Here is a 22,170-nt window from a genome sequence, read left to right as displayed (position 1 = left end):
CCTGCCTCGGGCCGCTTCTGCCCCAGCCATGTTTTCGACGCAATCGCCGCGCTTTGTCCCCCGGGGGTCACAGGCAACCCGCCGCGCGGCGGACGTCCCGGACGGCGGGGTTGACAGCAAGGGGTCAATGGGGCGCGGTGACGGCGATTGTCGAATTTCAAGGCGAAGGACGCGCCCGCGGGCCCATGCGTATCACCTGTCCCAACTGCAACGCCCAATACGAGGTGGCCGATGACCTGATCCCGGCCGCCGGGCGGGATGTGCAATGCTCGAACTGCTCCTCGACCTGGTTCCAGGACGGCCGCCCGCGCCAGACCACCGCGGTCGAGGAGCGGGCTATCCGGCGTCCGGGCCGCCCCGCGCCGCCGCCAGAACCCGAACCCGAGGCCGAGCCCGAGGATGCGGTCGATGCGGCCGATGCGGCCGATGCCGCCGATGCGGATGACGTATCCGAGGCCGAAGCCTTTACCCAGCCCGCCCCCGGCCGCCGCCCGATGGCCGATGACGATACCCGCGACATCCTCCGCGCCGAGCGGGAACGCGAGGAGCGTCTGCGCGCCCGCGCCCGCGCCCGGACGGAAGCGGAGGATGCGGATGCCGACATGGACATGTCCGCCGACACGGGCGCCGAGACCGGCGACACGTCGGATGATGATGATCTGCGCTCGCATGCCGCCGCCGAGCGGGCGCGCATGGCCGCAGCCGCCTCCGTGGCCCGCTCGCGCGACGAGCAGGCCGAGGCCACCGCCGAGGAAGACGACAGCGAAACGCCGGAGGAGGCCGACGCCAAAGCTGGGGCCGAGGACGAGACCCAGGACGCCATCGCCCGCGCGTTGCGCGATGCGGCCTCGGACGAGGCGGTCTACGACGATCCGGCCGCCGCCGGCTCCGAAGCCTATCGCGCGGAGGCGGACGAGATGGAGGAGGACGAGGAGCCTTCCCCCCGCGCCACGCGGCGCGAGCTTCTGCCCGATATCGAAGAGATCAACTCCTCGCTGCGCCCCGACGAACGCGCCCTCGAAGCCGCCGCCGCGCGCGGGGACTCCGAGGCCGACGATCCCGTGATCCGGCGGTCCGGCTTCCGCGCCGGGTTCCTGGGCATGGGCGCGCTGATCCTGTTGGCCGTGGGCGGTTACGTCTTCTCGGACATGCTGGCCCGCGCGGTCCCGGCGCTGTCGCCGCAGATCGAGGCCTATGTCGGCTTCGTCGACACGCAGCGCAGCGCGCTGGAAGCCGGTGCCGAGGCCCTGGTGGAGCGTCTGACGCCCGACGCCTGAACCGGCCCCGCCCGGCAGGTCCCCGAAATCGAAAAGAGGGCGCGCGGTGCGCGCGTCAGAAGCGTTCCAGCAGGCGGCGGAGGTAGTCGAGCTCCAGCTGCGGCCGGTCGCGCTCGCCCGAGCGGCGACGGATCTCGTCCATCAGGTCGCGGGCCCGGCGCGCCGCATCGGGCCCGTCGAGGAAGTTCTCGTCGGTGCCGAGCTTGCCGCCCTCGCCCGAACGGCGGCCCAGCGGGTCGCGGTCGAACCCGCCGCCCTCGCGGGTCGCGGCGCGGCCCTCGCCCTGGCCGGGATTGCCCTGCTGGCGGTTCTCGGCCAGCGCGCGGCCCAGTTCCTGCATGCCGTCGCGCAGCGCGTCCATGGCCTGCGCCTGGTCGTCCAGCGCCTCGCCCAGATTGCCGTCCTGAAGGTCGCCCTCGGCCTGGCGCATCGCCTCCTCGGCGCGGCGCAGCGCGTCGCGCGCGGCCTCGCCCGCCTCGCTGCCCGCGCCGGGCAGACCGTCGCGCATCGCCTCAAGCCCGCGCCGCAATTCCTCCTGCCGGCGCGCCAGCTCGCCCGGGCTCGTGCCGCCGGGCTGCTCCGATTGCTGCTGGCCCGGTCCCTGACCCGGCTGGCCATCGGCGCGGTCGCTCGGCTGCTGGCCCTGCCCGGGTTGCTGGCCAGGCTGGCCCTGCCCGGGTTGCTGGCCAGGCTGGCCCTGCCCCTGCTGCTGCCCGGGTTGCTGGCCCGGCTGTTGCCCTGGCTGCTGACCGGGCTGTCCGGGTTGGAATTGCTCCTGCAGCTCGCGGAAGGCGTCATCGGAGAGTTCCTGCTGGTCGCGCAGGCTCTCGCGCAGGTCCTGCATGGCCTGCTCGCCCTCGCCGGGCTGACCCCGGCCGCCCTGGCCCTGGGTCACCTGCATGTTCTCCATCATCTCCTGCAGCTGGCGCAGAAGCTCCTGCGCCTCGGCGGTGCGCCCCTGCTGCATCAGCTCCTCGATACGCTGCATCATCTGGTCCAGCATGTCGGGCGTGACCTGCTGCATCTCGCCCTGCGCCTGCTGCTGGCCCTGCTGCTCCTGACCGCCCTGCTGCGCGAGCTGGCGGGTATATTCGTCCATCGCCTGCCGCATCTCCTGCATCAGGCGGGCGATCTCCTCGGGCGAGGCGCCCTGCCGGATGGCTTCCGACAGCCGCTCCTGCGCCTGGCGCAGCCGTTCGAGCGCGGAATCGAGGCTGTTATCCTCCAGCCGGATCGCGGCCTCCCAGAGCATCGCCGCGATCTCGTCGCGCGCCTCGGGGGTCAGCGCCTCGGCCTCGGCCAGGCGCCGGATTGCCATCCGGGTGATCAGGAAGGCGGGCGGGTTGTCGAAGGTCTCGTCGGCCTTCCAGGTGATGGCGCGCAGGAGCCGGGTGACGCGGGCGCGGTTGTCGCGCGACCAGAACAGGTCGCGGCGCTGTTCGATCAGTGCTGCGGCGACGGGATCGTAGAAGGGCCGGCCGGGCAGGATGAAGGCATCCGTCGCCGTGCCGGACTGGCCCGCCGCGTCCTCGGCCTGCAGCGTCACGGTGACGGGCATGCCGGCCAGCGGATGCTCGGTCAGGTCGGCGCGGAAGGTCCCCGCGACCGCGTCGCGCCCGCCCGCGATCGGCAGCGCCATGTCCAGTTCGAGCGGGTCGCGCGGCTCGGGCGCGACGGCGAGGCCGTGGCGGCGGTCGGTGGCGCCGGGATCCAGCGCGATGACGATATCCGCGGCCATGACGCCGTAATCGTCCGTCGCTTCCCAGGGCAGGGTGGTCTGGTCGGGTTGCTCGAAGCCCGGGGCGCCGGTCACCGCGATCTCGGGGGGCGCGTCGGGCGAGGCGGTCAGGGTCCAGACCGGCTCGGCCACGCCGCCCGCGATGGCCAGCGTGCCCGATTGCGTGACGGTGAATTCCTGCATCGCCTCGGTCGGGTCGGTGACCTCGCGGCCCGAAACGGTCTCGGATACCGAAAGCGCGCCGGCCTCGCCATAGAGGCGCAGGGTCACGCGCGTGCCTTCGGGCACCTCGACCTCGCCGGGGTCGATATCGGCCAGGTAGAGCGTCGGCAGCCCGGTATGGCGCGGCGGCTCGAGCCAGCCTTCCCAGGCCGGGCCCTCCGCCAGCGCCTGCCCCGCGCCCGGCAGCTCGACCGGCGCGGGCACGCGCAGGAGCGTGCCGAAGAGAAGCCCGACAGCGGCCAGCAGCACCGCCATGTAGCGCAGCGCGTACGGATCCCGCCGCGCGATGCGGAGATCGGGGGCCACCGCGCGGGCGGCGGCGGCGCGGGCGGCCATGCGGTCGCGATGCGCCTGCCAGACAGCCTCGGTCTGCGCATCGCCGCCGCCCACCGCCTGCTCGTCGGCCAGGGCGGCCAGGGGCCGGCCGGGCAGCGTCGCGTCGAGGCGCGCGCGCGCCTCGGCGCGGGTCGGGGCGTGGAAGCCGCGCAGGCCAAGCCCGGCCAGCACCGCGACCAGCAGGCCGAAGGCGGCGATCAGGCTCCATTCCCACAGGGGCGGCACGAGGTCGGAGGCGTAGGCGGCGAGGCCGACGAAGCCGGCGGTCCAGGCGGGCCAGAAGGCGCGGGTGATCCGTTCCGCCCACAACCCCGCCCGCGTCAGGCGAAGCTGGCGCGCGAGATGCGTGTCATGGCGTTCGGATCGTCCGGTCTCGGCCACTCCGGCTCCCTCCGCGGTGGTCGTCACCCCTGACTTAAGCGTCGTGGAGCCATTGCGGAATGGTATCGCGGGAAATCATCTCGTCAAAGGTCGGGCGCGGGCGGATCACCGCGTATTGATCGCCCTGCACGAGGACCTCCGGCACCAGCGGACGGGAATTGTACTCGCTGGCCATGACCGCGCCATAGGCGCCGGCGCTGCGGAAGGCGATCAGCTCGCCTTCGGACAGCGGCACCATGTCGCGGCCCTTGGCGAAGGTGTCGCCGCTCTCGCAGACCGGGCCGACGATGTCGAAGGGCCGCATCTCGGCGCCCGGCGCGGCCTCGCGGACCGGGACGATGTCGTGATGCGCGCCGTACATGGCGGGGCGGATCAGGTCGTTCATCGCCGCGTCCACGATCAGGAAATCGCGGCCCTCGCCTTCCTTCACGAACACCGTCGAGGCCATCAGGATGCCCGCGTTGCCCGCGATCAGGCGGCCGGGTTCGATCTCGATCTCGCAGCCGAGGTGGCCCACCTCCTCGGCGATGAGCGCGCCGTAATCGGACGGCAGCGGCGGCGCAAGGTTCGAGCGGGCATAGGGAATGCCCAGGCCCCCGCCGAGGTCCAGCCGCTCGATGGTGTGGCCGTCGGCGCGTAAGGTTTCGGTCAGGTCCGCGACCTTGCGATAGGCCAGGCGGAAGGGTTCCAGGTCGGTGAGCTGGCTGCCGATATGCACGTCGATGCCCACGACGCGCAGGCCGGGCAGGGCCGCGATCTCGGCATAGACGGCGCGGGCCTTGGAGATCGGGATGCCGAACTTGTTGTCGGATCGGCCGGTGGCGATCTTCTCGTGGGTCCGGGCGTCCACATCCGGGTTGACGCGCACCGTCACCGGCACCTCGACGCCGAGCGAGGTCGCGACCTCCGACAGAAGCCGCATCTCGGGCTCGCTCTCGAGATTGATCTGGCGCACGCCGCCTTCCAGCACGTGGCGCATCTCGGCGCGGGTCTTGCCCACGCCCGAGAAGACGATCCGATCGCCCGGCACGCCCGCGGCGCGCGCGCGGCGATATTCGCCCTCGCTCACCACGTCCATGCCCGCGCCGGCATCGCCCAGCAGCTTCAGGATCGCGACGTTGCTGGCGGCCTTCACCGCGTAGCAGACGAGATGCGGCAGGGGCGCCAGCGCCTCGTCGAAGAGGCGGTAATGCCGCAGAAGCGTGGCCGCCGAGTAGACATAGGCGGGCGTGCCGACCGCGGCCGCGATCTCGGGCAGGGGGACGTCCTCGGCATGCAGGATGCCGCCCTTATAGAGGAAGTGATCCATCAGCGGCCCCTGAGCAGCAGGTAGAGCGGCAGACCCAGCGAGACGCCCACGCCGTAGGTCGCGGGGATCGCCAGAAGGCCCCACCAGCGTCGGGTGCGGATGCTGTCCCAGACCACCCAGACGGTCAGCGTGACGGCCGCGACCGTCAGGTCCCAGACGAGCCCCGAGGACGCGTCGTTGACGTGCCAGGCGTCGACCATCGCGCCCAGATCCCAGTCATTGGCCGACAGCCATGGCAGGAAATAGCGCATGGGCAGGATCACGCCGGCCACGCAGAGCAGGATCATCACGATGCGGAACGGGGTCATGGGCAGCTCCTTCGAGGTCGCGCCCCCTTAGCCGAGGGCCGCGCGGGCGGAAAGGGCGCAGCGGGGGCCAGCCCCCGCACCCCCGGGATATTTCGGGGCCAAAGACGGGCGGCGGCCGGGTGGGGAGTCGGACCGGAGGGGCAGGGCGGATCGCCTTCGCATGATAGGGTTGCAGGATCGATCGGGATCGCGCGGCCGCACCCGCCGCGGCCGCGACAAACCGCAGCGTCACGATTGACGCTCGCGTCACCCATCCCCATACCCCTTTGCGACAACGATTTTGCGGGAACGGAGCGACCATCCGATGAGCGATCAGATCGAACGCGAAGCCATGGAATACGACGTCGTGATCGTCGGCGCAGGCCCCGCGGGCCTATCGGCGGCGATCCGGCTCAAGCAGCTCGATGCCGATCTCTCGGTGGTCGTGCTCGAGAAGGGTTCCGAGGTGGGCGCGCATATCCTGTCGGGGGCCGTGCTGGACCCGGTCGGGCTGAACGCGCTGATCCCCGACTGGAAGGAGAAGGGCGCGCCGCTCGACGTGCCGGTCACCTCCGACAGCTTCTACCTGCTGGGCGAGGAGGGGCGCGTCCGCGTCCCTAATCTGGCGATGCCGCCGCTGATGTCGAACCACGGCAATTACATCGTCTCGATGGGCAATGTCTGCCGCTGGATGGCCGAGCAGGCCGAGGCGCTGGGCGTCGAGATCTTCCCGGGCATGGCCTGCTCCGAGCTGGTCTGGGAGACCGCCGAAGACGGCGGGAAGCGCGTCAAGGGCGTGGTCGCGGGCGAGTTCGGCCGGCAGCCCGATGGCTCGATCGGCGAGGGCTACGAGCCGGGGATGGAGCTGCACGGCAAATACGTGATGCTGGGCGAGGGCGTGCGCGGTTCGCTTTCGAAGCAGGTCATCGCGGAGTTCGGGCTCGACAGCGAGAGCGAGCCGCAGAAATACGGCCTGGGCATGAAGGAAATCTGGGAGATCGACCCGGAGAAGCACAAGCCCGGCACCGTGGTGCACACGATGGGCTGGCCGCTGGGCAAGAATGCCGGCGGCGGCTCCTTCATCTATCACCTTGACAACAATCAGGTCTATGTCGGCTTCGTCGTCCACCTGAACTACAAGAACCCCTATGTGAACCCCTATCTCAGCTTCCAGCAGTTCAAGCATCACCCGATGGTTGCCGAGCTTCTGGAGGGCGGAAAGCGCGTGGCCTACGGCGCCCGGGCGATCAGCGAGGGCGGCTGGCAGTCGCTGCCGAAGACCGCCTTCCCGGGCGGCGCGCTCTTGGGTTGTGCCGCGGGCATGGTCAACGTGCCGCGCATCAAGGGCAATCACAACGCCATGCTCTCGGGCAAGGCGGCCGCCGAGGCGGCGCATCGCGCCATCGAGGAGGGCCGCGCCGGGGACACGCTGCAGAGCTACCACGCCGAAATCCGCAACGGCGAGATCGGCCGCGACCTCAAGTGTGTGCGCAACGTCAAGCCGCTCTGGTCGAATTACGGCCTCGCCGCCTCGCTGACGGTGGGCGGCGCCTCGATGTGGATGAACAATCTCGTCGGTTGGTCGCCCTTCACCGCCAAGCACGGCAAATCCGACGCGGCCGCGACCGAGCCGGCCGCGAAGCATAAGCCGATCGACTATCCCAAGCCCGACGGTAAGCTCAGCTTCGACCGGCTGACCAACGTGGCCTTCTCCTTCACCAATCACGAGGAGAGCCAGCCGGCTCATCTCAAGCTGAAGGATCCGGCCGTGCCGGTGGCGGTCGATCTGAAGAAATATGCGGGCCCCTCGACGCGTTATTGCCCGGCGGGCGTCTACGAATTCGTGGGCGAGGGCGAGGATGCGCGCTTCGTGATCAACTTTCAGAACTGCGTCCACTGCAAGACCTGCGACATCAAGGACCCGGCGCAGAACATCGTCTGGACCACGCCGCAGGGCGGGGACGGGCCGAATTATCCCAACATGTAGGGCGCCTTGCGCCGCACGGGATCGTGAAGCAGGGCCCCGCCGAGGCGGGCCCCTTCGCATTGCGCCCGCCCGCCGCGGGGCCTAGCGTGGATGCGACTTGCGCGCAGGCCCCGGGGCCGCGCGCGCCACGCGTTTTATCGGGGGCGGGCGGACCGCCCCGGGGGACACCGATCATGATCCGACCGCTTCTGCTGGCCGCCACCCTGCTCGCCGCGCCCATGGCGCAGGCGCAGGGCACCGCCGGCCCCTACCTGGCCGCGCGAATCGCGGGGTTCTCCAACGACTACGCCGCCGCCGGGCGCTATTACGACCGGCTGATCCGGGCCGAGGCCGCGGGGCCGCAGGTGCTGGAGAACGCGATCGTCATCAATTCGGTGCTAGGCCGGTTCGACCGCGCCGCCGAGGCCGCGCAAATGCTCGAAGAGGCTGGCGGATCCAGCCAGTTCGGCGACAACGCCCGGCTGGTCGTCGCGCTGCAGGAGGGCGATTTCGCCCGCGCGTCGGAGCTGATGACCGACGCCACCATCGGCGGCACGCTGCTCGACGGCCTGCTGCGCGGCTGGATCGCCGCGGCGGGCGGCGAGACGGCGCGCGCGCTCGAGGCTTTCGACGCGGTCGCCGAGACCCAGAGCTTTGCGGCCATCGCCCATCTCCACAAGGCTTTCGTTCTGTCGATGGCGGGTGATTTCGAAAGCGCCGAGGAGATCTATTCCGGCGAGAAGCACGGGCCGATGAACCTGACCGCCCGCGGCGTCGAGGCCCATGCCCAGGCGCTGGTTCAGCTCGACCGGCGCGACGACGCGCTGGAACTGCTGGAGGCCGCGCTGGGCCTGACGAACAGCCCCGTCCTCGAGGATCTGCAGGCGCGGATCGCGGCGGGCGAGACGGTCCTCTGGGACGTGATCCGCGATCCGAAGGACGGCATGGCCGAGGCCTATTTCACGCTGGCCGCGATCCTCGCGGGCGAGACATCGGCCACCTATGCGCTGCTCAACGCGCGCGCCGCCACGGTGCTCCGGCCCGACCATGTCGACGGCGCCGTGCTGGTGGGCGAGCTGATGGAGGAGCAGGGCCAATACGCGCTGGCAGACGAGGCGCTGACGGCCGTGCCGCGCGACCATCCCAGCTATTTCGCCGCCGAGATCACCCGCGCCGAGATCCTGCTCGCCGCCGAGCGCGAGGAGGCCGCGCTGGAGGTGCTGAGCGCGCTGACCCGGTCCAACCCCGACCGCCGGCTGGTCTGGACGGCCTATGCCGACGCGCTGCGCCGGCTGGAGCGCTTCGAGCGCGCCGCCGACGCCTATGACCGGGCCCTCGCGCTGGTCGACGAGGTGACGGCGCGGGACTGGTTCCTGTTCTACGCCCGCGGCATCGCCCGCGAGCGCGAGGACCGCTGGGAGGAGGCCGAGGGCGATTTCCGCCGCGCACTGGAATTGAACCCCGACCAGCCGCAGGTGCTGAACTACCTGGGCTACGGCCTGGTCGAGAAGCGCGTGAAACTGGACGAGGCGCTCGACATGATCGAGCGCGCCGTCGCGGCCCGGCCCGATGACGGCTACATCACCGACTCGCTGGGCTGGGTGCTCTACCGCTTGGGTCGTTACGACGAAGCGGTCGAGCCGATGGAGCGCGCGGTGCAGTTGCGCCCGATGGATCCGATCATCAACGACCATCTGGGCGACGTGCTCTGGATGGTCGACCGCAAGCGCGAGGCGCGCTTCCAATGGCGCCGCGCGCTCAGCCTCGATCCCGAGGAGGCCGAGGCCGAGCGGATCCGCCGCAAGCTCGAGGTCGGGCTGGAGATCGTGCTGGAAGAGGAAGAGGCCGCGGCGCCGATCGCCGCCGCGCAGGAGTGACCGGCTCGGTCCTCGCGCCCGCCAAGGTCAACCTCACGCTGCACGTCACCGGGCGGCGGGCGGATGGCTACCACCTGCTCGACAGCATCGTGGCCTTCGCCGATCTGGGCGACCGGCTGACCGTGGGCCCGGGCGACGGGCTGATCGTGACCGGGCCTTTCGCGGCCGGCGTGCCGACAGATGACGGCAACCTGATCCGCCGCGCGCTGGCGCTGGCGGGCACCCCGCGCGCCGTCGCCCTCGACAAGCGCCTGCCGCATCCCGCGGGGCTGGGCGGCGGTTCGTCGGACGCCGCGGCCGTGCTGCGGGCGGTGGGGGCGGATCTGTCGCCGGAATATCTTCTGACGCTGGGCGCCGACCTGCCGGTCTGCATGGGCGCGCGCGCCGCGCGGATGCGCGGCATCGGCGAGGTCGTGGTGCCCGTCCCCTTGCCGCCACTCGCCGCCGTCCTTGTCAACCCGGGCCTCGCGGTGCCGACCGGGCGGGTCTTCGCAGGGCTGCGGACGGCCGACAATCCCGGCCATGATGCGCTTCCCGAGGGCGACGCCGCGGCGTGGATGGATTGGCTCGCCGCCCAGCGTAACGATCTCGAAGAACCGGCTCTCGCGCTCGCCCCCGAAATTGCCGAAATGCTGGCGGCCCTCCGGGCCGAGGGCGCGGCGGTCGCGCGGATGTCGGGCTCGGGCGCGACCTGCTTCGGGCTCTGGCCCGACCGCGGGCAGGCCGAGGCGGCGGCCGGGCGACTTGTGCGTTCCGGCTGGTGGGGGCGCGCCTGCACCCTGTCCTGAGCCGCTATTCGGCGCGGGCCACCACGTAATCGGCCAGGTCGCCCAGCATCTCGCGCAGGTCGTTCGGGGGCAGCTCGGCCAGCGCCGCGCGGGCGCGATCGCGCCAGGCCAACGCTTCCTGCCGCGTCTCCTCCAGCGTGCCGTGCCGGGCGAGGATCGCGCGGGCGCGGTCCAGATCCTCGGATTTCCCCTTCTCCAGCGCGTCGCGCCAGAAGGCCCGCTCGGTCGCGTCGCCGCGCGCCAGCGCGCGGATCACCGGCAGGGTCAGCTTCCCTTCGCGGAAATCGTCGCCCAGGTTCTTGCCGATCCCGTCGCCCGCACCGCCGTAATCGAGCCAGTCATCCACGATCTGGAAGCTGACGCCCAGCGCGTCCCCGAAGCGCGTCAGCGCATCCTCCTGCGCGGCATCGACGCCCGCGACCACCCCGCCCACGCGGGCGGCGGCCTCGAACAGCGCAGCGGTCTTGCCGCGCACGACGCGCAGATAGGTGTCCTCGGTGGTGGCGAGGTTGCGGGCGGCGGTCAGTTGCAGCACCTCGCCCTCGGCAATGGTGGCGGCCGCGCCCGACAGGATGTCGAGCACCCGCAGCGAACCGGTCTCAACCATCAGCTGGAAGCTGCGCGCGAAGAGGTAATCCCCCACCAGCACGCTCGACTGGTTGTCCCAGAGCAGGTTCGCCGTGGGCCGGCCGCGCCGCTGGCGGCTCTCGTCGACCACGTCGTCATGCAGCAGGGTCGCGGTGTGAATGAACTCGACCGTGGCGGCGAGCTTGACGTGATCGGCCCCCGCGTAGCCGCACATCCGCGCGCAGGCGACGGTCAGAAGCGGGCGCACCCGCTTGCCGCCCGCCTCGACCAGATGGGCCGTCACCTCCGGGATGCGGGGGGCGTGCTCCGAGGCCATGCGCGTCCGGATCAGCGCGTTCACGGCGTCCATGTCGTCGCGCAGCGCGGCGGCCAGCCGTTCGTGCGGCTTGAGGGGCGTGGCGTCGGTCATGATGCTCCCGTCTCGACAAGGGCGGGGGGTGCCCATAGCTGTCTCCAACATGAAGGAACTGCTGCGCACGAACGACCCCACGGTCATCGCCTTCGCCTCGGCCCTCCTCGACGGGGAGGCTATAGACTGGTTCGTTCTGGACGCAAACATCTCCGTCCTCGAAGGCTCGATCGGGATCCTGCCGCGGCGGATGATGGTGGCCGATCGCGACCTCTTCCTGGCCCGCGCGACGCTGCGCGACAACGGCATCGACGTCTCGGAATGACTGTCACGCGCGACGGGTTCCTGGGCGGCCGCGTCACCTTGGCGCAGCCGGCGCGGGGGTTCCGCGCCGGCTCGGACGCGGTGCTTCTGGCGGCCGCCTGCCCGGCGCGCCCGGGCGAGACGGTGCTGGATCTGGGCTGCGGGGTCGGCGCGGCGATGTACTGTCTCGGGGCGCGGGTCCAAGGGCTGCGGCTGACCGGGGTCGAGCGCGACGCCGAGGCCGCGCGCCTGGCGCGCGCGAACGGCCCGGCGGAGGTGATCGAAGGCTCGGTGCTGGACCTGCCGCCCGCGCTGCGCCTCGGCTTCGACCACGTGATCTGCAACCCGCCCTATTTCGGCGCGACCACCGCGCCCGCCGCCGATCCGGCGCGCGCCGCCGCCCTGCGCGAAGCGGCGCCGGGCGACTTGGCGCGCTGGATCGACGTGGCCTGCCGCCGCGCCGGGCCGAAGGGCAGCGTCACCTTCGTCGCCCGCGCCGACCGGCTGGCCGACCTTCTGGGCGCGATGGCGCCCCGGCTGGGCGGGCTGCGCGTGCTGCCCGTCGCGGGGCGCGCGGGGGTCGAGGCGGGGCGCGTGATTGTCCGGGGCCAGAAGGGCGCGCGCGCGCCGCTGAGCCTGCTTGCGCCTTTCGTAATGCACGCCGGGGCGGCCCACGAAAGCGACCGCGACAGCCATACGCCGCAAGCTCAAGCAGTCTTGCGCGACGGGCAGGCGCTGGACCTCGGATAGCTCAAATCGAGCGCGAGTTTTTGCCTGCCGCTGCGGAAACTGGGTGACAGGCGGGGCCCGCGCGTGCTGTCATGGCCGGGTCACAAACATCGGAAGGAGACGCCCATGTCGCTGAATTCGCACCTTCAGGAGCTGCGCAAGAAGCATGCCGACCTTTCCCGACAGGTGGAGACCGAGGCGCGCAGTCCCGGCGCGGACAGCATCGCGCTGACCGAGCTGAAGAAGCGAAAACTGGCCATCAAGCAGCAGATCGAGCGGCTGGACGGCGCCACGGCGAACTGACACCGACGACCAGGCGGGCGCGGCCGCGCCCCTTCGGAAGGCCCGCGAGTCGCGGGCCTTTTTCGTGTCAGGCGACCTCGACCAGGCGGCGGCCGGCCCCGTGATCGGCCATGCCGGCGGTCTGTTCGGCCAGCCAGTCGAGAAAGGCGCGGGTCGCCGGCCGCGTCTCGGCGCCCTTGGGGCAGAGCACCCGGAAATCGGCGGGCGGGACCAGCGCGACCTCGAAGGGCGCGACCAGCTGGCCCTGCGCCAGCGCGGCCTCCGCCAGCGAGACACGGCCCAGAACCACCCCTGCTCCGGCCTGCGCGGCATCGATGGCGTGGTCGGCCTGGCTGAAGCGGGGGCCGTGCAGATCCGGGGCCTCGATGCCATTGGCGGCGAACCAGTCGCGCCAGGAGACCGAGGAGCGCAGGAAGGCGATCGAATCGTCGAAGATGATCGTCGCGTCGCGCAGGCTCTCGGGCGTGGGGAACCGGGCGGCCAGCTCGGGGCTCATCATCGGCGTGACCCATTCGCCGATCCGGAGCGCCTCGTGCAGGGTCGGATCGGGCGGCTGGTCCTTCAGGCCGAAACGGATGGCGATGTCGATATCGTCCTTGGCGAAATCCAGCATCCGCAGGGTCGCGGCGAAGCGGAGTTCGATCTCGGGATGGTCCTGCGCGAAATGGAACAGCCGCGGCGCGAGCCACTTGGCGGTGAAGGCCGGCCCCGCCGTCACCGTCAGGATGCCGCTGTCCAGCACCCGCCGCGCCGCGCGCCAGCCTTGCAGCAGGGTGCCGAACCCCTCGCTGGCCAGGGGCGCCAGGGCGCTCCCGGCCTCGGTCAGCTCGACGCGGCGGTTCATGCGATGGAAAAGCGGCGCGCCGAGATGGGCCTCCAGCGATTTGATCTGGAAGGACAGCGCGGCGGGCGTGACGCCGAGCTCGGACGCCGCATCCTGAAAGGACAGATGGCGGGCGGCGGCCTCGAAGGCGCGGAGCGCGGTGAGCGGGGGGAGACGATCGGACATTTCACTTAAGTATATCTTTATCGAAGCCTTGGAAAGTCTCGTTTGTAAGCGACGGGGCGCAGCGCCATATTCAATTCAACGAAACGAATTGAATCGAAGGAATAGCAGCCATGTTCGAGACGCATACCACCCGCACCTATGAAGAAGCCTTCGCCCGCGCCCGTGCCGAGCGCGCCGCCGCCTTCCGCAGCCTGTTCAGCTTCCGCCGCCCGGGTTTCGCGCTGATGAGCCGCGCGCGGACCGCCTGACGCGGTCTCGCCGAGGCGCCTAAGCGTGCTTGCGGCGTCACCGAAAAGGCCCGGCCCCCCTGCGGGGACCGGGCCTTCTTCGTGAGGCGGGACGGGGTCGCACCCCGCCGCCCGCCCGGCCGGTCTCAGGCCATGTACTGGCCGCCATTGGCCGAGATGGTCGAGCCGGTGATGAAGCCCGCATCGTCGGAACACAGGAACGCCACGCAGCGCGCGATCTCCTCGGCCTCGCCCAGGCGGCCGACCGGGATGGCGCCGACGATCTGCTCCATGACCTTCTCGGGGATGGTGCTCATCATGTCGGTGTTGATGTAGCCGGGCGCGACGATGTTCGCGGTGATGCCCGCGCGCGCGCCTTCCTGCGCCAGCGACTTGGTGAAGCCGATATCGCCCGCCTTGGTCGCGGCGTAGTTGGCCTGCGCGAACTGGCCCTTCTGGCCGTTGATCGAGCTGATCGTGACGATGCGCCCGAACTTGCGCTCGCGCATGCCGCCCCAGACGTTGTGCGTCATGTTGAAGACGCCGTTCAGGTTGGTGTCGATCACCTGCTTCCAGTGGTCGGGCGTCATCTTGTGGAACGGCGCGTCGCGGGTGATGCCCGCGTTGTTCACCAGGATGTCGACCGGGCCGAGATCGGCCTCGACCTGCGCGATGCCGGCCTTGCAGGCCTCGTAATCGGCCACGTCCCACTTGTAGGTCTTGATGCCGGTCTCGTCGGTGAACTGCTTCGCCCGCTCTTCATTGCCGGCATAGGTCGCGGCGACCTCGCAGCCCATGTCCTTGAGGGCCTTCGAGATGGCGGCGCCGATCCCGCGGCTGCCTCCGGTGACCAATGCGATCCGTGCCATGTGTGTCTCCTCCTTGAATGGCGTCAGTCTTGCGTCTCGAGCCAGGCCTGTCCATCGCGGCGGCCCTGCGCCCAGGCTTCGTGCAGAAGCTCCGGGTCGGTGAAATCCAGCTTCGAGCCCGACAGCACGTCGGCGCTGGGCTGGATGTAGATGATGCGGCCGCCATCGTCGGGCGGCAGCGTGTGGAAGCGTTTCGTCAGAAGGACCAGCGTGCGGCCCGTGTCGGGCTCGGGCAGCGGGGCCTTGTCGACCATGCCGCCGTCATAGAGCGGCTCGGGCGTGCCGGTCTCGGCATTGGGCCACTCGTCGGGGCGGAAGGCCGGGGGAACGGTGGCGGCCATGCGGATCAGCTCGGGCAAGGCGCCGTCGCGCGCGGCCTGCCGGGCGTCGATCAGCCGCTGCTCCAGCCCGACCACGGACGACAGGCGCGGCCGCGGCGTCGGCGCGACGGCCTGTTCGGCCTGGTAGATCGTGCCGCCGACCAGCGCGCGCAGGGTCGGGTGGCTGGCCTCGCCCGGGGTGGCAACGTTGATCTGGAAGGCGGGACCGTCGGCGATGCGGGCCAGCGCCGCGTCGTCGAGCGCGTCCTCGACGATGGCCTCGTAGACGCGCTGATGCGGCGAGCGGCCGTCATCCGCGTCCATGTCGTCCAGCGTGACGTTGAAATCGGTGCGCTTGAGCGCGCGGGCGAAGCGGTCGAAGAGGAACTCCTCGCGCCCCGCGATCCAGGCCGCGGCGGACAGCGCGCCGCCCGAGGACCCGGTCACCCGCGCCGGGTCCGGCGCGCGGGGGCCGAGCGCCTCCATCAGCCCGCCATGCCAGAAGCAACGCAGGCCGCCGCCCGAGAAGACGAGCTGTTCGAAGGGAAGGCGGGTCTCCGTCATGGTCGCGGGGGCGGTCGCCCGCCCCCGGTTCCGTTCAGGGGCGCTCGACGCACATGGCGACGCCCATGCCGCCGCCGATGCAGAGCGTGGCGAGGCCCTTCTTGGCGCCGCGGCGCTTCATCTCGAAGAGCAGCGTGTTGAGCACCCGCGCGCCCGAGGCGCCGATCGGGTGCCCGATGGCGATGGCGCCGCCGTTCACGTTCACGATGGCCGGATCCCAGCCCATGTCCTTGTTCACGGCGCAGGCCTGCGCGGCGAAGGCCTCGTTGGCCTCGACCAGGTCAAGATCGTCGACGCTCCAGCCCGCCTTTTCCAGCGCCTTGCGCGAGGCGTAGATCGGGCCCACGCCCATGATGGTCGGGTCGAGCCCGGCGGTGGCGTAGCTGGCGATGCGGGCCAGCGGCTCGATGCCGCGCTTCTCGGCCTCCTCGGCGCTCATCAGCAGGGTCGCCGCGGCCCCGTCATTGAGGCCGGAGGCGTTGGCCGCGGTCACGGTGCCGTCCTTGGCGAAGGCCGGGCGCAGCTTGCCCATCGCGTCCATCGTCGCGCCGTGGCGGATGTATTCGTCGTCTTCCACGACGGTGTCGCCCTTGCGGGTCTTGACGGTGAAGGGGACGATCTCGTCGCGGAACTTGCCCTCCTTCTGCGCGGCCTCGGCCTTGTTCTGGGAGCCTACGGCGAACTCGTCCTGCTGGTCGCGGGTGATCTGCCACTGCTCGGCCACGTTCTCGGCGGTCTGGCCCATGTGATAGCCGTTGAACGCATCCCAGAGGCCGTCGCGGATCATTGTGTCCACGAGCTTCATGTCGCCCATCTTCTGGCCCGCGCGCATCGCCTGGGCATGGGGGGCGAGCGACATGCTCTCCTGCCCGCCGGCCACGACGATGGCGGCGTCGCCCAGCTGGATGTGCTGCGCGCCCAGCGCCACGGCGCGCAATCCGCTACCGCAGACCTGGTTGATGCCCCAGGCGGAGGCTTCCTTCGGCAGGCCCGCGTTGATGGCGGCCTGGCGCGCGGGGTTCTGACCCTGCGCGGCGGTCAGGACCTGGCCCAGGATGGTCTCGGAGACCTCGGACTTGTCGACGCCGGCGCGGGCGACGACCTCCTCGATCACGGCGCGGCCCAGCTCGTGGGCGGGCGTGTTGGCGAAGCTGCCCAGGAACGAGCCCACGGGCGTGCGTGCGGCGGAGGCGATCACGACATTGGTCATAGCAGATCCTTTCCTAGCGGCCGGGTGCCGGGCGACGGCCCGGCCAGCGTCCCCCCGGGGCGCGAATGACGCCATCGGCCTAGCTTGTTCGCGACGCCGGGGCAAACGGGATGCGCGCCGGGCGGCGCGTGCGGGCCCTTCGGCGGTCAGACGCCGAAGGGCACCCAGATCGTCTGAACCTCGGTCCCCGCGTCGAGGAAGGGCTGCGGATCGGCGGCGTCCCAGTCGCGGCCGTGGCCGTGATTGACCCATGTGCGCTTGAGATCGGCGGCGGCCTCGGTCTCGATCACGGTCGAGATGTCGGCCTCCGAGAAGGACCAGACCGCGTCCACGCCCAGATGGCCGGCCATGTGGGGGGCGAGCTCGGCATGGTCGCCGGTCAGGATGTTGACGACCCCGCCCGGCACGTCGGACGTGTCGAGCACCTGGTAGAGATCCGTGGCCGAGAGCGGCGCGGTCTCGGGCGCGACGAGCACCAGCCGGTTGCCGGTGGCGAGCGCCGCGCCGATGACCTGCGCCAGCGCGATCAGCGGCGTCTGTTCGGGGGCGAAGGCGCCGATCACGCCGACCGGGCGGTTCAGCGCCAGCGCCAGCCCGCCCATCGGCACGCCCAGCGTGCGCCCGTCATGCTTGTCGGCCCAGGCGGCCCAGCGGAACAGGTGGCGCACGGCCTGCGCGGCCTCCGGGCCGCTGCCGGTCTGCGCGGCGAGGCGGGCGTCGAACTCCTCCGCCCGCGCCGACAGGTTCTCGGCCAGGTAATAGAGGATCTGCGCGCGCAGATGCCCGGACGAGCCCGACCAGCCCTTCGCGCCGCGCGCCGCCTCGACCGCGTTGCGCAGGTCCTTGCGATTGGCGATGCCGACCTCTCCCACGGCGCCCTTGGGGCCGTAGACCATGCGCGAATAGCCGCCATCGGGCCGGGCCTGCTTGCCGCCGACATACATCTTCGCGGTGCGGTCCACGCCCGCGGCGGGTGCGGTGTCGCCGGTATGGCGCTTCGCGGGCTTGGTCGCCGGGCCCGTGGCGGGGCGCAGATAGGCGCGCAGCCCGGCGATGCCGCCTTCGCGGCCGAAGCCGCTTTCCTTCATGCCGCCGAAGGGCGCGGCGGCGTCGAGCCTGTTGGCGCCATTGACCCAGACCACGCCCGCGTCGATTTTCGGCGCGGTGTCGAGCGCCACGTCGATATCCTGCGACCAGACCGAACCGGCCAGCCCATAGGTCGTGTCATTGGCCAGCATGACCGCCTCGGCGGGGGTGCGGAAGGTGGTCGCCGCGAGCACCGGGCCGAACACCTCCTCCTGCATCAGCGGATCGGCGGGGGCGAGGTCGGTGACCAGCGTGGGCGGCAGGAAGCAACCCTCGGGCGCGCTGCCCTGATGGATGGTGCCGGAGGTGCGGGCCAGCATCGCCTCGACCCGCGCCTTCTGCTCGGGATGGACCAGCGCGCCCATGTCGACGGCCTTGTCCAGCGGGTCGCCCACGCGCAGCTTGGCCATGCGCGCCTTCAGCCGGGCGTAGAAATCCTCGGCCACGCCCTCCTGCACCAGGAGCCGCGCGCCCGCGCAGCAGACCTGGCCGCCGTTGAACCAGATCGCGTCGACCAGCCCCTCGACCGCGCCGTCGATATCGGCGTCCTCGAAGACGAGATAGGGCGACTTGCCCCCCAGCTCGAGCGTCAGGCCGAGGCCGCGCCCGGCGGTCTCGCGGCGCAGGATGCGGCCCACCTCGGTGCTGCCGGTGAAGGCCAGCTTGTCGATCTCCGCCGCCGCGAGCGCCGCCCCGGTCGCACCGTCGCCGGTGACGATGTTGACGATTCCGGGCGGCACGCCGGCGGCCGCGCAGATATCGGCGAAGGCCAGGGCCGTGAGCGGGGTCCATTCGGCGGGTTTCAGGACCACGGCATTGCCCATCGCCAGCGCGGGCGCGACCTTCCAGGCCAGCATCAGCAGCGGGAAATTCCACGGGACGATCTGCCCGCAGACGCCCCAGGGCTCGGCCCCGGGCAGGATCTCGTCCCGCAGCTCGGCATGGCCGGCATGGTGGTAGAAATGCCGCGCCGCCAGCGCCACGTCGATGTCGCGGCTCTCGCGGATGGGCTTCCCGGTGTCGAGCGTCTCCAGCACCGCGAAGAGCCGCGCATGCTTCTGCAGCCCGCGCGCGATCGCATAGAGGACGCGCGCCCGGTCGTGACACGTCGCCTTGGCCCAGGCCTTCTGCGCGCGGCGCGCGGATTTGACGGCCTTCCCGACATCCGCCGCGGTGCCCTGCGTGACCTGCGCCAGCTCGGCCCCGTCGGCGGGGTTCAGCGTGGCGAAGGCCTGACCGGGCTTCAGCCGCTTGCCGTCGATGTAATGCCCGAAGGCGCGGCCCTGCGCGTCCAGCCAGGCATCCGCCTCGGCACGGCTTTCGGGGGCGGGGCCCCAATCCATGCTTTCGAAGATCTCTGCCACCTTGGTCATCTGCCCTGTTCCTTTGGCCGGAAACATATCGGGGGTCCGGGGGACTGGCCCCCGGCCTGCCCTCAGCCCACCGCGTGCCTATGTCCGACCGAGTAGCGCCCGGTCACGTGATGCTCCAGCTGGCGCTCGATATCGCCCAAGAGCGAAGAGGCGCCGAAGCGGAAGAGGTCGGGGCGCAGCCAGCGGTCGCCCAGCTCTTCCTTGACGAGCGCGAGATAGCTGATCGCGTCCTTCGCCTTCGAGACACCGCCGGCGGGCTTGTAGCCCACCTTGAAGCCCGACAGCCGTTCGTAGTCGCGGATCGCGCGCATCATGATCAGGCTGACGGGCAGGGTGGCGTTGACGCTTTCCTTGCCGGTCGAGGTCTTGATGAAATCGGCGCCCGCCAGCATGCAGACCATCGAGGCCTTGGCCACGTTGCGCAGCGTGCCGAGCTCGCCCGTGGCGAGGATCGCCTTCACATGCGCCGCGCCGCAGGCCGCGCGCATCTGCGCCATCTCGTCGTAGAGCGCCTGCCAATTGCCGGTCAGCACATGGCGGCGCGAGATCACGATGTCGATCTCGGATGCGCCGGCCGCGACGCTCGCTTCGATCTCCTTGAGGCGCAGGTGGAAGGGCGACAGCCCCGCCGGAAAGCCGGTCGAGACGGCGGCCACCGGCAGCCGGCCCTGCAGGGCGGCGACGGCCGCGGGCACCATCTCGTGATAGACGCAGACCGCGCCCACGGTCAGGTCGGGCAGGCCGATCGCGTCGAGGATATCGGCGCGCACCGGGTGCAGCGCCTTGGCGCAGAGCCGGCGCACCCGGCCCTCGGTATCGTCGCCCGCGAGCGTCGTCAGGTCGATCACGCTGATCGCGCGCGCCAGCCAGGCGGCCTGCCAGTCCCTCTTGAGCGAGCGGCGGGCGGGCAGGGTCGCGGCACGGCGCAGCGTGGCCGGCGTGTTGACGCGGATGGACGCGACCAGGGACGGGTCGAAGGGCAGCCCCGCGTTGCGTTGCAGGTCGGTCTTTGTCATGGCGGCGCGGTCCGGCTGAATGCGGCGAAAGACGTTGCATGGGGTCGGGGTGGATGCAACCATGACGGCGCGGCGCTCGGGGGCCCTTCCGCGTTCCGGGGGATGAGAGACTTGACCACCGACACCCCGACCAGCGCAGAGCTCGACCAGCATCCGAGGGGATCGCTCGGCTGGTTGCGCGCCGCGACCCGCGACATCACCGGACAAGCCGTGGCCGAGGTGACGGCCCCCGGCGGCAAGGGGCGCGACTCGGTCCGCGTGCGCCTCGAAGACGGGCGCAGCGTCATCGCCACGCTGCGGTCGAGCGCCGGGCGCGCCTCGGTCGAGGCGCTGCTGCTCGGGGTCCTGTCCGCCGAGGGCGCGCCGGTGCCGAAACCGCTGGGGTTCAAGCACGGGCTGCTGCTGCAGCAGGATCTGGGCCAGGCCCGCGTGAGCCGCGCCATGCACGCGGCCCCCGATGCCGAGACCCGGGCCCGGCTGGCGCGGGCGGCGATGGACGCGCTGAAGGCCTGCCGCGCGGCGATCGCGCGGCGGCCTAAGGTGCTGGGCAGCCTGCCGGCCGTGGGCACGCTGCCCGGCTGGACCGAGGAATTCGTGTCGCGCAGCTTCTTTCTGTCGGGCGACCTGGGCATCGCGCCGCCCGCCATGGATGCCGAGGCGGTGGAGCAGGCGATCACCGTGCCGCCTGAGGGTTTCACCCGCTGGGACGCGCGGCTGGCCAACGCGGCGCTGACGCCCGAGGGCCGGGTGGTCTGGTTCGACTGGGACATGTTCGGCCGCCGCGGCGGGGTCGAGGATCTGGGTTGGCTGCTGGCCGATGACTGGTGGATGCCGGATGCTGCGGCCTCGGACGCGCTGCTGGAGGCGGCGCTGCCCGATCCCGCACCGCGGCTCCTGGCGCGGCGGATGGCGCTGCTGATCGCGGCGGACCGGCTGCACCGCATCCGCCGGCGGGTGCAGAAGCGCGGCTGGGCCGCGGCCGAGGACGCGCTGCGGCTCGACCGGATGGGCAACGTCCCCGAGGTGGTCGAGCGGACCGCGGCGCGAATGGCCGAGATGGCGGCCGCGGACCCGCTGCTGGGCGGGCTGTCGGACTGGTTCGCGGCGGCGGGCGCGGCGATCCTGGCGCTGGAGGGCGGGACCGACCGCCCGGGCGCGGAGGGATCGGGCTAGCGCGGCCCGCGCGCGCGCCCGACGCGGATCGGGGCGCTCGAAGGGGTCAGTCGGCGCTGCGGATGACCGCTGCGAACTTGTCGAAGATCGCGGCCGATCCGGCGATCACATGCCCGTCGGCGAGGATGTTCTGGCCGTCGCGGATCGGCTCGCAGAGCGCGCCCGCCTCGCGCACGATCAGAATGCCCGCGGCCAGGTCCCAGGGCTGCAGCCCGCGCTCCCAATAGCCGTCGTAGCGGCCGGCGGCGACATAGGCGAGATCGAGCGAGGCCGCGCCCCAGCGGCGCACGCCGGCGCAGGCGGGCAGGAGCTTGCCCAGGTCCTTCAGCGAGGCCGGCAGGTACTTGTTGGCCGCGAAGGGCAGGCCCGTGGCGTAGATCGTCTCGATCATCGCGGTCCGCCCCGAGGCGCGCAGCCGCTGCTTGCCGTCGAGCCAGGCGCCGGCGCCCTTCTCGGCCCAGAAGAGCTCGTCCTTGGCGGGATCGTAGATAACGCCCGAGACCACCTCGCCCTTGTGTTCGAGCGCGATCGAGACCGCCCAATGCGGCATGCCGTGCAGGTAGTTCGTGGTGCCGTCGAGCGGATCGACGATCCAGCGGCGGGTCGGGTCCTTGCCCTCTACGGGCTCGGATTCCTCGCCCAGCCAGCCGTAATTGGGCCGCGCGCCCATCAGTTCGTCGCGGATGATCTGCTCGGCGGCGTGATCGGCGCGGCTGACGAAATCGCCCGGGCCCTTGCGGCCGACTTGCAGGTTCTCGACCTCGCGGAAATCCTTGACGAGGCTGCGGCCCGCCTTGCGCGCGGCCTTGATCATCACGTTGAGGTTGGCGCTGCCTTGCATCACGGGGCTCCGGGTTCGGTCAGGCGGCG

At 71.3% G+C, this 22,170-nt stretch carries 20 protein-coding genes; 9 read left to right on the top strand and 11 right to left on the bottom strand.

Annotation, left to right across the window (positions count from 1 at the left end; genetic code table 11):
* The first annotated feature begins 185 nt into the window (after positions 1-185).
* Positions 186-1,277: a zinc-ribbon domain-containing protein gene (locus P8627_RS04720; protein WP_279966473.1), complete on the top strand. Its 1,092-nt coding sequence runs from the start codon at positions 186-188 to the stop codon at positions 1,275-1,277.
* Positions 1,278-1,332: 55 nt separating this feature from the next.
* Here the strand turns inward: P8627_RS04720 and P8627_RS04715 are convergent, their stop codons facing one another.
* Genes P8627_RS04715 through P8627_RS04705 form a run of 3 tightly spaced genes read right to left on the bottom strand, consistent with a single transcriptional unit; the run spans position 1,333 to position 5,571 of the window.
* Entirely contained in the window at positions 1,333-3,954 is a 2,622-nt protein-coding gene (locus tag P8627_RS04715) for a DUF4175 domain-containing protein (RefSeq protein WP_279966471.1), read from the bottom strand.
* Positions 3,955-3,988: 34 nt separating this feature from the next.
* Positions 3,989-5,263, bottom strand: a complete 1,275-nt coding sequence (gene lysA / locus P8627_RS04710) for a diaminopimelate decarboxylase (protein WP_279966469.1) — start codon at positions 5,261-5,263, stop codon at positions 3,989-3,991.
* On the bottom strand, positions 5,263-5,571 hold the full coding sequence (locus tag P8627_RS04705; protein WP_279966467.1) for a DUF2834 domain-containing protein: 309 nt from the start codon (positions 5,569-5,571) through the stop codon (positions 5,263-5,265). Before P8627_RS04705 ends, lysA begins: the two co-directional genes overlap by 1 nt.
* A 304-nt stretch (positions 5,572-5,875) precedes the next feature.
* Between P8627_RS04705 and P8627_RS04700 the strand changes: the two genes are divergently transcribed.
* From P8627_RS04700 to P8627_RS04690, 3 genes are all read left to right on the top strand, one after another.
* Positions 5,876-7,537 carry an electron transfer flavoprotein-ubiquinone oxidoreductase gene (locus P8627_RS04700; RefSeq protein ID WP_279966465.1) on the top strand — a complete coding sequence of 554 codons (1,662 nt, stop codon included), beginning with the start codon at positions 5,876-5,878 and terminating at the stop codon, positions 7,535-7,537.
* 173 nt (positions 7,538-7,710) lie between these two features.
* The gene (locus P8627_RS04695) at positions 7,711-9,393 is read left to right on the top strand and encodes a tetratricopeptide repeat protein (RefSeq protein WP_279966463.1); all 1,683 of its coding nucleotides are present in this window, start codon (positions 7,711-7,713) and stop codon (positions 9,391-9,393) included.
* On the top strand, positions 9,390-10,181 hold the full coding sequence (locus tag P8627_RS04690; RefSeq protein WP_279966462.1) for a 4-(cytidine 5'-diphospho)-2-C-methyl-D-erythritol kinase: 792 nt from the start codon (positions 9,390-9,392) through the stop codon (positions 10,179-10,181). The genes P8627_RS04695 and P8627_RS04690 overlap by 4 nt, the downstream gene beginning before the upstream one ends.
* A gap of 4 nt (positions 10,182-10,185) precedes the next feature.
* Here the strand turns inward: P8627_RS04690 and P8627_RS04685 are convergent, their stop codons facing one another.
* On the bottom strand, positions 10,186-11,178 hold the full coding sequence (locus P8627_RS04685; protein WP_279966461.1) for a polyprenyl synthetase family protein: 993 nt from the start codon (positions 11,176-11,178) through the stop codon (positions 10,186-10,188).
* Positions 11,179-11,227: 49 nt separating this feature from the next.
* On the opposite strand from P8627_RS04685, the gene P8627_RS04680 reads away from it, so the two are divergent.
* The 3 genes from P8627_RS04680 to P8627_RS04670 all read left to right on the top strand — a co-directional run bounded on the left by P8627_RS04680 (position 11,228) and on the right by P8627_RS04670 (position 12,453).
* Positions 11,228-11,443 (top strand): putative signal transducing protein, encoded by a 216-nt coding sequence (locus tag P8627_RS04680; RefSeq protein ID WP_279966459.1) that lies wholly within the window; start codon positions 11,228-11,230, stop codon positions 11,441-11,443.
* Positions 11,440-12,171 (top strand): tRNA1(Val) (adenine(37)-N6)-methyltransferase, encoded by a 732-nt coding sequence (locus tag P8627_RS04675; RefSeq protein WP_279966457.1) that lies wholly within the window; start codon positions 11,440-11,442, stop codon positions 12,169-12,171. Before P8627_RS04680 ends, P8627_RS04675 begins: the two co-directional genes overlap by 4 nt.
* A gap of 105 nt (positions 12,172-12,276) precedes the next feature.
* Positions 12,277-12,453: a YdcH family protein gene (locus tag P8627_RS04670; RefSeq protein WP_279966456.1), complete on the top strand. Its 177-nt coding sequence runs from the start codon at positions 12,277-12,279 to the stop codon at positions 12,451-12,453.
* A 67-nt stretch (positions 12,454-12,520) separates the two neighbouring features.
* Here the strand turns inward: P8627_RS04670 and gcvA are convergent, their stop codons facing one another.
* Positions 12,521-13,462 carry a transcriptional regulator GcvA gene (gene gcvA / locus P8627_RS04665; protein WP_279966454.1) on the bottom strand — a complete coding sequence of 314 codons (942 nt, stop codon included), beginning with the start codon at positions 13,460-13,462 and terminating at the stop codon, positions 12,521-12,523.
* A gap of 110 nt (positions 13,463-13,572) precedes the next feature.
* Here gcvA and P8627_RS04660 point away from each other — a divergent pair, with 110 nt between their 5' ends.
* Complete coding sequence (locus P8627_RS04660; RefSeq protein ID WP_279966452.1) at positions 13,573-13,710, top strand: hypothetical protein; 138 nt, start codon at positions 13,573-13,575, stop codon at positions 13,708-13,710.
* A gap of 125 nt (positions 13,711-13,835) precedes the next feature.
* On the opposite strand, the gene phbB is transcribed toward P8627_RS04660, so the two are convergent.
* The 5 genes from phbB to deoC form a co-directional block, all read right to left on the bottom strand.
* Positions 13,836-14,558: an acetoacetyl-CoA reductase gene (gene phbB / locus P8627_RS04655; RefSeq protein ID WP_279966450.1), complete on the bottom strand. Its 723-nt coding sequence runs from the start codon at positions 14,556-14,558 to the stop codon at positions 13,836-13,838.
* 23 nt (positions 14,559-14,581) lie between these two features.
* Positions 14,582-15,442: a patatin-like phospholipase family protein gene (locus P8627_RS04650; RefSeq protein ID WP_279966448.1), complete on the bottom strand. Its 861-nt coding sequence runs from the start codon at positions 15,440-15,442 to the stop codon at positions 14,582-14,584.
* A gap of 34 nt (positions 15,443-15,476) precedes the next feature.
* The gene (locus tag P8627_RS04645; RefSeq protein ID WP_279966447.1) at positions 15,477-16,652 is read right to left on the bottom strand and encodes an acetyl-CoA C-acetyltransferase; all 1,176 of its coding nucleotides are present in this window, start codon (positions 16,650-16,652) and stop codon (positions 15,477-15,479) included.
* A gap of 146 nt (positions 16,653-16,798) precedes the next feature.
* Positions 16,799-19,111, bottom strand: coding sequence for an aldehyde dehydrogenase family protein (locus P8627_RS04640; protein WP_279966446.1), 2,313 nt, complete (start codon positions 19,109-19,111; stop codon positions 16,799-16,801).
* A gap of 62 nt (positions 19,112-19,173) precedes the next feature.
* Positions 19,174-20,127 carry a deoxyribose-phosphate aldolase gene (gene deoC / locus P8627_RS04635; protein ID WP_279966444.1) on the bottom strand — a complete coding sequence of 318 codons (954 nt, stop codon included), beginning with the start codon at positions 20,125-20,127 and terminating at the stop codon, positions 19,174-19,176.
* A 111-nt stretch (positions 20,128-20,238) separates the two neighbouring features.
* Between deoC and P8627_RS04630 the strand changes: the two genes are divergently transcribed.
* Positions 20,239-21,300, top strand: a complete 1,062-nt coding sequence (locus tag P8627_RS04630) for a protein kinase family protein (RefSeq protein ID WP_279966443.1) — start codon at positions 20,239-20,241, stop codon at positions 21,298-21,300.
* Positions 21,301-21,346: 46 nt separating this feature from the next.
* Here the strand turns inward: P8627_RS04630 and P8627_RS04625 are convergent, their stop codons facing one another.
* A complete protein-coding gene (locus P8627_RS04625; protein ID WP_279966441.1) occupies positions 21,347-22,141 on the bottom strand; it encodes an inositol monophosphatase family protein in 795 nt (264 codons plus the stop codon).
* Positions 22,142-22,170 lie beyond the last annotated feature (29 nt).

The organism is Jannaschia sp. GRR-S6-38 (genome assembly GCF_029853695.1).
GTDB classification, from domain to species: domain Bacteria; phylum Pseudomonadota; class Alphaproteobacteria; order Rhodobacterales; family Rhodobacteraceae; genus Jannaschia; species Jannaschia ovalis.
The sequence above is the reverse complement of the archived record's forward strand: the minus strand, read 5'-3'. Positions and strand labels throughout refer to the sequence as shown.